The 12756-nt window shown below is 57.5% G+C and carries 15 protein-coding genes; 10 read left to right on the top strand and 5 right to left on the bottom strand.

Going from position 1 to position 12756, the window contains the following annotated elements; genetic code table 11:
• Positions 1 to 19: 19 nt before the first annotated feature.
• The gene (locus tag AC5EFR_RS04250; RefSeq protein ID WP_493574716.1) at positions 20 to 652 is read left to right on the top strand and encodes a hypothetical protein; all 633 of its coding nucleotides are present in this window, start codon (positions 20 to 22) and stop codon (positions 650 to 652) included.
• Here AC5EFR_RS04250 and AC5EFR_RS04245 read toward each other — a convergent pair.
• Entirely contained in the window at positions 637 to 963 is a 327-nt protein-coding gene (locus AC5EFR_RS04245) for an AzlD domain-containing protein (protein ID WP_493574715.1), read from the bottom strand. The genes AC5EFR_RS04250 and AC5EFR_RS04245 overlap by 16 nt on opposite strands.
• Positions 960 to 1661 carry an AzlC family ABC transporter permease gene (locus AC5EFR_RS04240; protein ID WP_493574714.1) on the bottom strand — a complete coding sequence of 234 codons (702 nt, stop codon included), beginning with the start codon at positions 1659 to 1661 and terminating at the stop codon, positions 960 to 962. Before AC5EFR_RS04240 ends, AC5EFR_RS04245 begins: the two co-directional genes overlap by 4 nt.
• 49 nt (positions 1662 to 1710) lie before the next feature.
• Between AC5EFR_RS04240 and AC5EFR_RS04235 the strand changes: the two genes are divergently transcribed.
• From AC5EFR_RS04235 to AC5EFR_RS04210, 6 genes are all read left to right on the top strand, one after another.
• Entirely contained in the window at positions 1711 to 2586 is an 876-nt protein-coding gene (locus AC5EFR_RS04235) for a formate dehydrogenase accessory sulfurtransferase FdhD (RefSeq protein WP_493574713.1), read from the top strand.
• Complete coding sequence (locus AC5EFR_RS04230; RefSeq protein WP_493574712.1) at positions 2583 to 3032, top strand: hypothetical protein; 450 nt, start codon at positions 2583 to 2585, stop codon at positions 3030 to 3032. The genes AC5EFR_RS04235 and AC5EFR_RS04230 overlap by 4 nt, the downstream gene beginning before the upstream one ends.
• Before the next feature lie 154 nt (positions 3033 to 3186).
• Positions 3187 to 3663, top strand: a complete 477-nt coding sequence (locus AC5EFR_RS04225; protein WP_493574711.1) for a hypothetical protein — start codon at positions 3187 to 3189, stop codon at positions 3661 to 3663.
• Complete coding sequence (gene mobA, locus AC5EFR_RS04220) at positions 3660 to 4298, top strand: molybdenum cofactor guanylyltransferase MobA (RefSeq protein WP_493574710.1); 639 nt, start codon at positions 3660 to 3662, stop codon at positions 4296 to 4298. Before AC5EFR_RS04225 ends, mobA begins: the two co-directional genes overlap by 4 nt.
• The gene (locus tag AC5EFR_RS04215; protein ID WP_493574709.1) at positions 4295 to 6064 is read left to right on the top strand and encodes a bifunctional molybdopterin-guanine dinucleotide biosynthesis adaptor protein MobB/molybdopterin molybdotransferase MoeA; all 1770 of its coding nucleotides are present in this window, start codon (positions 4295 to 4297) and stop codon (positions 6062 to 6064) included. The genes mobA and AC5EFR_RS04215 overlap by 4 nt, the downstream gene beginning before the upstream one ends.
• A gap of 39 nt (positions 6065 to 6103) precedes the next feature.
• Positions 6104 to 7063, top strand: coding sequence for a homocysteine S-methyltransferase family protein (locus AC5EFR_RS04210; protein ID WP_493574708.1), 960 nt, complete (start codon positions 6104 to 6106; stop codon positions 7061 to 7063).
• Here AC5EFR_RS04210 and AC5EFR_RS04205 read toward each other — a convergent pair.
• From AC5EFR_RS04205 to AC5EFR_RS04195, 3 genes are all read right to left on the bottom strand, one after another.
• Positions 7060 to 8064: a hypothetical protein gene (locus tag AC5EFR_RS04205; RefSeq protein WP_493574707.1), complete on the bottom strand. Its 1005-nt coding sequence runs from the start codon at positions 8062 to 8064 to the stop codon at positions 7060 to 7062. The genes AC5EFR_RS04210 and AC5EFR_RS04205 overlap by 4 nt on opposite strands.
• Positions 8065 to 8072: 8 nt before the next feature.
• The gene (greA, locus tag AC5EFR_RS04200; RefSeq protein WP_493574706.1) at positions 8073 to 8543 is read right to left on the bottom strand and encodes a transcription elongation factor GreA; all 471 of its coding nucleotides are present in this window, start codon (positions 8541 to 8543) and stop codon (positions 8073 to 8075) included.
• A gap of 334 nt (positions 8544 to 8877) precedes the next feature.
• Positions 8878 to 9633: a DUF6502 family protein gene (locus AC5EFR_RS04195; protein ID WP_493574705.1), complete on the bottom strand. Its 756-nt coding sequence runs from the start codon at positions 9631 to 9633 to the stop codon at positions 8878 to 8880.
• Positions 9634 to 9722: 89 nt separating this feature from the next.
• On the opposite strand from AC5EFR_RS04195, the gene AC5EFR_RS04190 reads away from it, so the two are divergent.
• From AC5EFR_RS04190 to AC5EFR_RS04180, 3 genes are all read left to right on the top strand, one after another.
• Positions 9723 to 11012, top strand: coding sequence for a vWA domain-containing protein (locus AC5EFR_RS04190; protein ID WP_493574704.1), 1290 nt, complete (start codon positions 9723 to 9725; stop codon positions 11010 to 11012).
• A 79-nt stretch (positions 11013 to 11091) separates the two neighbouring features.
• Positions 11092 to 12117 (top strand): hypothetical protein, encoded by a 1026-nt coding sequence (locus AC5EFR_RS04185; RefSeq protein ID WP_493574703.1) that lies wholly within the window; start codon positions 11092 to 11094, stop codon positions 12115 to 12117.
• A gap of 505 nt (positions 12118 to 12622) precedes the next feature.
• The coding region (locus tag AC5EFR_RS04180; protein WP_493574792.1) for an FAD-dependent oxidoreductase at positions 12623 to 12756 on the top strand (134 nt) is incomplete at its 3' end.

Raw genomic sequence — 12756 nt, 5'->3', positions numbered from 1 at the left:
GATCATCTGGGAGAAGCTGATGGGACTGCGTTCCTTGGCACTTATCTGCGTGGCCGTTTTGGCCTTGGCTGGCTGTGCAACCAACAAAGGGTATCCTGATGCCTCTCCTGAACAAGCAGCGGCGGCGGCTTACCGTCACGACGGGCCTCCGGCGCTGACGCTTTATACGATGATCTCCAACAGTTCGGGATCGGGCGCGCATACCAGCCTTATGATCAACGCACCCAGCCAACGGGTTGTGTTTGATCCGGCTGGATCGGTCCGATTAAAGGCCATGCCAGAGCTTAACGATGTGCTGTATGGGATCACCCCACGCGTCAAAAAGTTCTACGAGAGCGCCCATGCCCGCAATACGTACCATGTGCGTATTCAGCGCCTAGAAGTGACGCCAGAGGTCGCGCAGCGCGCCCTACGCCTTGCCCAGACGAATGGCTCTGTCGCCTCGGCGATGTGTGCATCGTCGACGTCGCAGATTCTACGCCAACTGCCCGGTTTCGAAGGGATCAGGAGCACAATGTTCCCCAACAATTTGGCAGATCAATTTGGCAAAATTCCCGGTGTGAACGAAAGAATCCTTCGCGAAGAGGATCACGACGACAAAGCCGTGGCCATCCGCGAGTTTGAAAAAGAGTTGGCTCAGGAAGGCCAATAAGCGGCGATACCCATGACGGCGGCCCCGGTTCCCAGGGCCGCGTAGACGCTTTTGGTGATATATCCAACAGCGACCGCCGCGAGGGCCGCCAAGAGGCGGGCCGGGTCGGTCTGTCCGCCGGTTGCCGCAGGCCAAACCACCAGCGGTGTCACCAAGGCGGATAAAACCGCGACGGCCGTGTAGCGCAGGTGCCGCATGACCCAATCGGGCATGGCGCGGTCACCCACCAGCCCCAAAAAGACGAAGCGCAGCCCGAAAGAGCCGATCGCCAAGGCGATGATGACAATCCACAAATCGGTTTTGTCGATCATACCAGCCCCCTGCGTTCCATTTCCGCGCCAACGCTCATACCGCCAAGCGCGGCAAAGATCAGACCAAGGTTGAAGGGCATCCAGACAAGGGCCAACGCCAACATACAGGATGTCGCCGCTGCGCCTTGGTGGGCCTTGGTTTTCAAGGCCGGGGCGACCATGGCAATAAAGGCAATCGGGAGGGCAAAGTCCAAACCGTTTTCAGACGGAATGGCCGCGCCAACCAAGGCCCCGAACCCTGTAAACGCATACCAAAGCGGGCAGACCGGTGTCATGACCCCCATGAAATAGGCGAACTTTTGTTCGGTGCTTTCCTTGGGATGTTTTTCATAGTCGATGGCCGAGGCCGCATAGGTGATATCGACGATGAAATAGGCGGCGATGACCCGTTTCCACAACGGCAGTGACCCGAGATAGGGCACAAGCGCCACCGAATACATCGCCATACGCAGGTTGACGATAAGCGCCGAGACGATGACCACCACCAAAGGCGCGTTTTCCGTCATCAATTGCAGGGCGGCAAATTGTGCGGACCCGGCGATCACGGCCACAGAAAACGCCATGGTTTCAAAGACCGAAAGCCCCGATTCCATGGCCAAAACGCCGAACAAGGTGGCAAAGGGGACGATCACCAAGAAGAAGGGTAATCCGTCGCGAAAACCCCTCCTATAGCTTGACATCACATCGCTCTGCGCCATGACTTACCCCCAACCCTAGACCCATAGCCGTAGCCAAGGCCCAAGCCATATGCAATTGCCGAAAAACGATTATCTCATCGCGCCAGATCCCAGCGCCGCGCGTTTGACGCGGGCCGTGTCGGGGACAGATCACACCGGCGCGCCGGTCGAGGTGTCGGTGGTCGAGGAACGCCCCTTGACGATTTACCTAAACCGGCAAGAGATCGTGACGGCGATGACGATTGGCGACTACCCCGAATATCTGGCCCTGGGTTTTTTGCGCAATCAGGGGATGCTTGGCGATAGCGAGGACATCACCGGCGTTGATTATGACGAAGAGCTTGAGGTTGTTGTGGTGCGCACGGCGTCCGAGACGACCTACGAAGAAAAACTTCAGAAAAAGACCCGGACAAGCGGTTGCGCGGTTGGCACGGTGTTTGGCGATATGATGGAGGGGTTGGATCAGGTTGAACTGCCTGCATCCGAGCTTCGAACCTCGTGGCTGTATGCGCTGGCGCAGCGGATCAACACCACGCCGTCTTTGTACCTTGAGGCCGGGGCGATCCATGGCACGGTGCTCTGTCAGGGTGATAGGCCCTTGGTCTATATGGAAGATGTCGGGCGCCATAACGCGGTTGATAAGATCGCCGGTTGGATGCTGTCCGAAGGCGTCTTAGGCGGTGACAAGATGCTTTATACCACCGGGCGGCTGACCTCGGAGATGGTGATCAAAGCGGCGCTGATGGGCATTCCGGTGCTGGCCTCGCGGTCCGGGTTCACGGCATGGGGCGTTGAAATCGCGCGACAAGTCGGCATGACCTGTATCGGCCGGATGCGCGGCAAACGCTTTGTATGCCTGAGCGGAGAAGAACGCCTTGTCCGCGATATCGACCCTGATAGCGTTCCTGAAGAGGCCAAGAAATCACGGCGGAAGGCGTCGGAATGAGTGTCGTCTTAGTTTTGATTATTGCTTTCGGTCAGCTTGTTTTTTTCGCTGTCGCGATTTTCTCAAATTGGAAAGCTGGAAGGATTTCTAAAAAGCTCATCGAAAGCCTAATGCCGAATTCTGCCAAGAAACTGGAGCAAATTGGCTGGCCTTTGGAAAACCACTATGAGAATGGTGGGCGACTTCTGGGCGAGTTGAAAGCGCGGATGGGTATTTGGGGGCTACCCCCGTTGCCTTGGATTCCGGATCACTCGATACAGTTGGCATCCGAATATCGATTTTGGTGTATGAGTGGCCGTTTTGCATGGTGCCTTTTGGTGCTTAGTCTGGTCGTCTTAGCAGATTCAATATGGGTATCCGTGGTGTACATTTTTCTATTTGTTGTTTTCGCATCGGTTTTCTTCACCACGCCAAGTTGGTCAAAATACCTTAGGAAAGCGCAATGAAGCACCCCTCTGGACGTTCCGTAGCAGATTTCCGGGCTGTTCGAGCGAGTGGAAAGCGGGCCGTTTGTTTGAGTGGCGAGGAATGTTTGATCCGTGAAATGGACCCAGATAGCGTTCCCGAAGAGGCCAAGAAATCACGGCGGAAGGCGTCGGAATGAACCCGGAAGCCGTAAAATGGGTTCTTGTTGGGTTTTCACTCTTTGTTGGGGTGATGGTGTGGGGCCTTACCTGCTTTTGGAGATCATGGTCCGGTTTGTCACGTTACTTCATCGAAATGCAAAACACCCCGTTGGAAAAGCTGCGGGTTTTGGGTTGGATCGATGCTAACCCGATGAACATCTACCATAGCGGGCGTTTGAGTGGTGTCGGAAACGGATGGGCATTTCGGGTGCTTTTGCTGCGACTCTTTATTTGGGGCCATCCACCGGCGGTGCCTCGCAGCCCTGCGGCAACAGGCGCATTGCGACAGTTTCGACTCTGGTCCTTTCTTGGAACCCTTCCGGTTTTGACTTTTCTCATTGTCATCATTGCCGCAATTGGCATCAGTGGTATTTGGTTGGCACTGCCATTTTTCATTGGCTGCCTTGTCTCATTGATTGTCGCATCCCCTTGGCCGAAGGAAATTGAATGAAACAACCCGTTGGAATGATCCTTGCTGGTGGTCAGGCGACCCGGATGGGTGGTGGTGACAAGGGGTTGCTGCCCTTGGGTGGGCAGACGCTTTTGGATCGGGTGATTGAGCGGATTGAACCACAGGTGGCGGGGTTGGCATTGAATGCCAATGGCGATGCGGCGCGGTTTGATCGGTTCCGATTGCCGGTTGTCCCCGATAGCATTGCCGAATTTCCCGGCCCCCTTGCCGGGGTTCTGGCCGGGATGGATTGGGCGGCGTCGCGCGGGGCCGATACGGTTGTCACCGTCGCCGCCGACACGCCGTTTTTCCCCGGCGATTTGGTGCCGCAATTGTTGCTGGCCGCTGATGGGCAGGAACACCCGTTGGTTATGGCCACCACTCCGCGCGGTGAAGGTGAAGCGCTAAAATCCGGCGGTGGGCGCAAGGTGAACAGGCACCCAACCTTTGGCATTTGGCCCGTTGCGTTGCGTGATGATCTACACGCAGCGTTAAACGATGGGCTGCGCAAAGTGGTGCTTTGGACCGACAAACATGATGGCCGCGAGGCGCTGTTTCCGGTGCACAGATTTGATCCATTTTTTAACGTCAATACGCCCGAAGATTTGGCGGTGGCCGAAGGGTTTTTGACATGAGAGTGTTTGGTGTCACCGGTTGGAAGAATGCGGGCAAAACCGGGTTGATGGAGCGGCTGGTGTCCGAGATCACAGCACGCGGGTTTTCGGTGAGCACCGTCAAACATGCACACCACGCCTTTGACGTCGATCACGAGGGGCGCGACAGTTACCGGCACCGCGCGGCGGGCGCGCAAGAGGTGATGCTGGCCTCGGGCGTGCGTGTGGCGCAGATGACCGAATTGCGTGGCGACGCAGAGCCGCCCTTGGATGCGCTTTTGGCGCGGCTCAAACCCGTCGATTTGGTGTTGATCGAAGGGTATAAGCGGGAGGGGCATCCCAAGATTGAGGCGTTTCGAGAGGTTGCGGGACATGATTTGATCGCGCCCAAGGATGCGACGATCAAGGCGGTGGCGTCGGATGTCACGTTGGACGTGGACCGGCCGGTTTTTGATTTGGATGACACGGCGGCGATTGCGGATTTTGTTTTGCGCTCTGTTGGGTTGATCGAGGATACGCCGCAACCGACATCCGCTTTAAAACCTCCGCCGTTGAAAAACGACTGTTTTGCGCTGCCTCCCGGTGTGAATTGGACGCCAGTTGATGAGGCGTTGGAGGCTTTGAGGGGGCGGTTGAAACCCGTTGTTGGGCAAGAAGTCGTGCCGCTTATGCAGGCTGCTGGTCGAGTTTTGGCCGTGGATGTGGTGGCGAAACGATCCAACCCGCCGCTGCCAAATACCGCCGTGGATGGGTACGGGTTTGCCGGTGGGGTCCCCGAGGGTGAGGCGGTCTTTCCGCTGGTCGAAGGCCGGGCTGCGGCGGGAGTGCCGTTTCAGGGAACTGTGCCTGCTGGTCATGCCATCCGCGTGTTGACCGGCGCGGCACTTCCCGACGGCGTGGACACCGTTGTGCTCGAGGAAGATTGCGCGATCGGCGATACGCAAGTGGCGTTTAACGGCCCGGTCAAACAGGGGGCGAACACCCGCAAGGCAGGTGAGGACATGGCCGAGGGCGATATTGCGTTGCCCATTGGCCGGGTGTTGACCCCGGCGGATTTGGCCTTGGCCGCGGCGATTGGGTTTGGCGCGTTGCCGGTATATCGCCCGCTGCGCGTAGGAGTTTTGTCGACCGGTGATGAGCTTGTCGAACCGGGGCAGGCGGCCAAGCCGGGGCAGATTTTTGATGCAAATCGCCCGATGCTTTTGGCGGCGATTGCGCGATTCGGCTATGAGGCGGTCGATTTGGGCCGTGTGGCGGATAACCGCGAAGCTTTGCGAGGTCAGTTGGACGACGCAGCGGCCAAGGTGGACGTTATCTTGACCTCCGGGGGGGCATCCGCGGGCGATGAGGATCATGTTTCGGCGTTGTTGCGAGAAAGCGGAGCCTTGGCAGAATGGCGGATTGCCCTAAAACCGGGGCGGCCCTTGGCGCTTGGGATATGGGACGGCGTGCCAGTGTTTGGCCTGCCGGGGAACCCGGTTGCGGCCTTTGTCTGTACGTTGATTTTTGCGCGCCCGTCTCTTTCGGTTCTGGCAGGGAGCGGATGGCGCGTGCCCGATCATTATGACCTTCCTGCGGCGTTCAGCAAACGCAAGAAACCGGGGCGGCGCGAATACCTGCGCGCCCGAATGCGCAATGGGCACGCCGAAGTGTTCAAATCCGAAGGGTCGGGCCGGGTGTCGGGCTTAAGTTGGGCAGAGGGTCTTGTTGAACTTGGCGATGAGGGTCACGACTACAAAGAAGGAGATTTGGTGCGGTTCTACCCATATGCTAGCTTCGGGTTGTAGGGCGACATTGCCAGACAGCCCATTTGTGGAGTGTAACTCGTGACCCATGTTCTTTTGTCGCAGACGCGTAGTTTCCTGACCTATACCGGTATGGAAACATATCTTTTGTTTTCCAAGGGGATCGACCTGCCGGGTTTTGCTTGTTTCCCTCTTTTGGAAACGGCGCAGGGGCAAAGCATCTTGCGCCAAATCTATAGCCGTCAGTTGTTGATCAGCAGCTCGCTTGGGCTTGGGTCTATACTCGAATCGCCGACCTGGGCGGCTCATTCGGGGCGCGGCGGGCCCTTGGGCTATACGCCACGACAACTATACAATCTCAACATTCAGGCGCTGGCGCTGATCGAAGATATCCGCGACGCCTATCAGGCGGAACGCCATAAAGACCGTTGGAATGTGCCCTGTTTGCTAAGCGCAAATGTTGGGCCGCGTGGCGATGCCTATACGCCCGAGGTCGAGATGTCAGAAACCGATGCAGAAGTGTATCACGCCTTGCAAATAGCGGCCATTGCCCAAACCAACGCGGATTTGGTGACAGCCTATACAATAGGCTCCCCTGCGGAAGCGACGGGAATTGTGCGTGCGGCGCGGGCTTTGAATATCCCGGTGGTCATCTCTTTTACCGTCGATACGAACGGACGCTTGCCGAGCGGGGGCGCTCTGCACGATGCGGTGGCGGAGGTGGACCAAAAGACGGGCAATTACGCCAGCTATTTTATGGTCAACTGTTCCCATCCTGATCACTTTGGCGATGTGTTGCGCGACCAATCTTGCCCTAGTCGGTTAAAGGGGATTGTCGCGAATGCCTCGCGCTGTAGTCACGCAGAGCTAGACGAAGCCGAGGTGTTGGACGCCGGTGATCCAAGTGAGTTGGCGCAACAATTGTCGGCGTTTAAATTGGCCAATGACGGCATTACGGTGTTGGGCGGATGTTGTGGCACGGATATGAGCCATTTGATCGACATTGGGATGCGCATGCGATCAATTGATCAAAGCGGTTAGTCAAAGGTTCCAGCGACCCGACCCAACAACATAAAGGCGCGCGACGTTCGGGTGCCGGCCAATTCTTGGATTTCCGCATCGGTGGCGTGCTGTTCGAATTGCACGATGTTCTGATCAAAGCGACGCAGGAAATGGTGCGCGGCATCGCGGAAAATCGGGTCTTGCTTCATACGGCCTGCGGTCAAAGCAAGCGAGGAGCGGTCACGCACCCCACCCAGCGCGGCCACTTCGCGACCCCGTTTGCCATGGGCAAAGGCGCGCCAGATTTCGGGCCGAGCCAGATCTGGGCGCAGGTCATCCATGTAAATACCGTCTTGGCTCATCAAGGTGAGCACATCCTGCGCGGCCTGAATTAGCTGCGCGGCCTGACGGTCTTTGAGGGCGCGGCGCAGCGCGGCGAAACCTTCGGTGTCGTCGGCGGTTTCCGGGAAATGCAGCGCGCGGATGAAATCGGCGTTTGAAAGCGGAGGACGGTGCGCTTCGGCAGGGGTGCCAAGCGACAAGACCGGCTGGTCCTCTTCGACGGGGGCGCTGTTGTCAGACGCGACCATTGGGGTCGGATCGGCTTGGCGCATACCAACCAGCATCGCCAAGGTGGTTTCCTGATTCTTTTGCGTGCTGGCGATTTCATCAAGGCGTTTGAGAACCGCAGGATGCGGAGCTTCGTTCCGGCCGCTCTGGGCCTGATTGACATAGGCCTGACGAATGGCGTCGATGGCGGCGGCCAAACGGGCGCTTTCTTCGCGCATCACGCGGGTCGAGCGCACCGTCATGGCGGCCACCCAGATCAAAGCGATTGGCATCATGATCACCATCGCCGTCAGCAAGAAGCCCATGCCCTGTGTCTCATTCGGGCCATCGGTCATGAAATAGCTGCCGGATAACAGCAGCCACAAGATGGTGGCCGCAAGGGCCGCCATTTCAATTGCGGTGACCCCCGAGACAGCGGTGCGGTCGTATAGACCGGCAGGGGTGGGGCGAGCTTCTTTGCGATCGGCCATGATGTGGGTTACTTGAAGACGACTGTGAGGACTTCGTAAGATTTCACACCGCCGGGGGTGCGCACTTCGACGCTGTCACCTTCTTCTTTGCCAATCAGCCCACGGGCGATGGGCGATTTGATGTTCAAAAGACCAGCTTCGATATTGGCCTCGTGTTCGCCGACAATCTGCCAGGTCTTTTCTTCGTCGGTGTCTTCGTCCACCAAGGTCACAGTCGCGCCGAATTTGATCGACCCAGAGAGGGTTGTCGGGTCAATCACCTCGGCAAGGCCGATCACGCTCTCAAGCTCTTTGATGCGGCCTTCGATAAAGCCCTGCTTTTCCCGCGCTGAATGGTATTCGGCGTTTTCCTTCAGATCGCCAAGCTCGCGGGCTTCGGCGATGGCCTGAATGATGGTGGGGCGCTCAACGGATTTGAGCTGCTTGAGTTCGGTTTCCAATGCGGTGAAACCGGTGCGGGTCATCGGGAACTTGTCCATCTGGTTCTATCCGTTCTTCTTCTTCGTGTAGGGGCGGGCGGTCCCTTGGGCCCGTTCCCGTATCGGTCACAATGTGCGTATGCCCGGTTGCATTGCAACAGGACAAACACAAAGTCCAGCAAAAGGCGGCAAAATCCGGCCTGCGTCTAAAGTTCGGGGCACCCTGTGCCGCCGATTCCGTCACCGCTCGACTCGCATGGATCGAGGGCTTCTAGGGCTGTGGCCTCGACCATGGGTTCGGCTAGGGGGTCGGCTAGAGGCTCTGGGGCGTGGTCCATCGGGGCGGAGCAAGCCGCGAGGCTTAGCAAGGCCAAGGTTGCAAGAATTCGACATGTCATGATGGATCAACCTTGGTGGCATAGAGATAGGTCCCGGCGCGGAACCGGTGATTGGCCCCTTTGGGCGCGGCGGCTTTTAGGTGGGCGGCCTGGGCGTTGATTTGGGTCAAAAGCTTGGCCTGTCCGTCTCGAAACGCGATGTCGAGGTCCGTGACTTGATCGGCGGTAAGACCGGTGTAGTGAACGGCGCGCTCAAAATGGGCCGGGGTTGCTCCTTGGACGTTTTCACAGGCCGCCATCAGATGGTCGCCTGTGTTGTCAGACAAATAGGCCAGCTGCTCGTCGCTTCCGCTTAGGGGGACATAGGCTGTGTCGACCAATGTCACATGGTCATTCACCGCAACCGTGCCGGCCGCAGAGAGCGTATCGAGTATGGTGCGGGGATGAATGTCTTGGCGGATGTGGCGGGCGAGGGCCTCAAAGGAGGGAGGCGGTCCGGTGCGGGGAAGCGGGATCGGTTGCCCGTCTTTTGAATAAGTCGGATCACTTTGCCATGTGGCCACAAGCCGGCTTAGCGGATTGGCGCGGGCGGGCTTGTGTTCAAAGGCGCGCAGCCGGGCAATATCGCGCCGTTGCAAACCGGTCAGAACCGAAAGACGGCTATCGGTGACTTTGCCAGAGCTTGAATCGCGGCTGGCTTGGTCTTGGGCGGCGCGGACGTAATGGCCTTTGAGCCGTTCGGCCAAATCGGCAAAGGGCACGCCGCGGGCAACCATGAGACGGGCCAAGGCGGCAAGTAGGGAGTCGAACATAGATGACATGATGTGCAAAATGCACATTTTGGTTGCAAGGGGCAAGGAAAATGAATAATGTGCAATTAACACATTTTTGAGGTGCAGATATGACGGGCTCTGAATTTGGTTTAAAACGAACGCGCATTGCGATGACATTTATCGGGCTTGCTCTGTTGTCTGCCTGTGACATCCCGGATGGCATGGCAGATGTCGACGCCAGCATAGCGGTTGAACCGGCGCTTGAATCGGCGGATGCAATGATGGAGCCGATGGCGGTTCCGGACATGGGGGCACCGCGTCTGGGACGATCGGCACGCCGGGGTGTGGTGACGGCGGGTGACATTGATGATGCGATCAACCTATCGGCCTTCAAAACGTATCAGAGCCGCACCGCCAAAGAGCTTGACCTACCCCGTGCCAATCTGTTGACGCCGATCCAAGTTCAGATGGTTGGGCCAAATGGCAAACCTGCGCCGGGCGTGTCCTATAGCCTGCGCGCGTCGGGGGCCTCTGACGCGTTTCACACCGGCTATTCCGGCGTTGATGGCCGGATCACAGTGTTTCCCGCCTCGCTTGGGGCCGGGCGGCAGCACAAAGTTGAACTACGCGCCTTTGATGACGGTCAGGAAGTGACGCGTCAGGTGATCAGTACCGGCGGTTGGAGCAAAGTCGCCGTACCCAAGGCTAGCGGCTGGCAACCCGACTTCCTTGATCTGGTCTTTGTGTTCGACACCACCGGAAGCATGGGGGATGAACTTGCTTGGTTGACCAAGGAGTTTGCCGGGATTGTCCGTCAGGCGCGCCGATCCGCACCCGGTGTTTCCATTCGCTTTGGTCTTGTGGCGTATCGCGATCAGGGCGATGCCTATGAGGTGCAAAACTACGGTTTCACCGATCAGCAACGGCAAATGCAAAGCTGGCTCAAGCGGCTCAATGCAGATGGCGGTGGGGATTACCCAGAGGCCGCAGACAAGGCCATGCAGGCGGCGGTGAATTTGGATTGGCGTCGAGGCAAAGGCGAGCGGATCATCTTTCACATCGCTGATGCGCCGCCGCATAAACAAAACGCATTGTCCTATATTCGCGCCGCGCAAGTTGCCGCCGGGCAAGACGTGCAAATCTTTGGCCTTGGGGCCAGCGGCGTCGGTGCCGAGAGCGAATACCTAATGCGGCAGGCCTCGGTTTTGTCCGGTGGACGGTATCTGTTCCTGACCGATGATTCCGGGGTGGGGAATAGCCATGCCGAGCCAAAGATAGCCTGTTATCGGGTGACAAAGCTCAAGGATTTGTTGATCCGGGTGTTGCAATCAGAACTGAGCGGAACCCGGCGTGAGGCCGAGCCATCGGCGGTGATCCGAGAGGTTGGGAACTATAAGAACGGGCATTGTGCACAATAGACCCTGTCATTCCTGACATTTGACTTGTTCCGCGGCTGTCTTACGCTGGTTGGCATTATTTCCAAAAGTGAGAATTGCCATGACGTGTTTCAAACCTGCCCTAGCGGGCCTCATACTAGTCGCCGGAATGTCCCATGCTCAGGGGATTGAGGGCCTAAGCGTGTCCCCCGACGGTCAAACCGTGGTGCTGAGCGGTCTCAATCGTGTGGTTTATACGGTTGGGGCCGAAAGCCTAGAGGTGACGGAGCGCCGCTACATCCCCGAAATGGTCCGCCAGATCATCCATAGCGACGATGGCGCGATGATCTTTATGCGCGACGACGAAGAAAACCTCATTGCATATGGAGCGGATATGACCCGCATCTGGAGCGTCGAGGGGGCGGATGAGGTGGTTTATGACGCCGCAAATGGCGTGCTGGCTGTCCTGGACGAACATTGGAAAGATGACTCGCTGCGTTTGATAGATGCCGCCGATGGCAGCCAAAAGGCGCGCGTTGCCTTGGGCAAGATCAAATCCGACATGCTGGCGCTTGGCCCGGATGGAAAATCGGCGCTGATCCTGACGCAAAGCTCCAAAAGTGACAGCGAAAGCATGTTGGATGAACCGGCTGACATGACCAAGCTGCAAAAGGCGGAGTTCAAGCAGAAGACCGATGGCTACGTGTCGTCTGTGATCACGGTGGATTTTGATCTGGGCGAGTTTACGACAACCCAAAGCCATTACCGCGTGTCCTACCCACATCAGGTGCGGATGCTTGATGGCAAGATGATGATCCTGCGATCGAACGTCGACAGCGCCTTGGTTGGGGCCGATGGCTCGGCGACGTTGATTGACTTGGGCGAGGATTACTTCAACGCCGCGATGATTGATGATGCGGGCAAGACATTTGTTCTAACCAATGGCGTCGATCTGCGCTTTGTCCCGGTTGATGGTGGCGCGGCGCAAGGGTTGCTCACCGCGCAGCGGTTGCCCGGCGGTCCCGCGGAATGGGTAACGGCGACGGCAGAGGGCAAAGACGGCACGCTCTTCTTTGGCACCAATGCTTATCGTCTGTTCAAAGTGGCCCCGGATCGCGGATCGGTTCAAGCGGTCGCGGTTTACTAGGGTCTGGACCCATTACTTGTGCATCCTCAAGGGCATTGAACCTGTGCGCCCAAGGAATGTTACCGCGGGTATAGGTGTTCTTTTTCAAGGTGATATGGCGAATTTGGGTGCCAATTCCACGCCACCCAACGGGAAAAGGGAGTTGTACGACCTTAACGGCGTGCCTCTCTCGTCATAAAAGATGTCAGGACTTCGGCCAGCAAGCTTCTGATCTCGTGATGTTTTCTTTGTTAAGTTCGAATATTTCAGGGGTCCTGACCCTAAGAAAACCAGGGGCATATGTGCCACAGCGTGCGAATCCCCAGCCATTTTCATAGGGGGCATTTGAAGTGCGCGCGGCGTCAGTTTCGGTGGGCGGGCAAGGAAATTACCTGAAAACGTGGTTTTTCTTTAACATTCTGTTGCATTCGTCCAAACCGACGCCGTGTTCGGATTGACCAATGCTGCGCTGCCGCGCTACCTCTGCACCGGAACAAAAATAGCCAATTCCCGGGAGGACACCGGCATGAGCGACGTGCAACGCGAGTCGATGGAATATGATGTTGTGATCGTAGGCGGCGGGCCAGCAGGCCTATCTGCAGCGATCCGCCTAAAGCAATTGAATGCCGACCTTGAAGTGGTTTTGCTTGAGAAGGGCTC

This window comes from Pelagimonas sp., from assembly GCF_058892305.1.
Note: the sequence above shows the minus strand (reverse complement) of the source record. Positions and strands in the feature narration are given on the sequence as shown.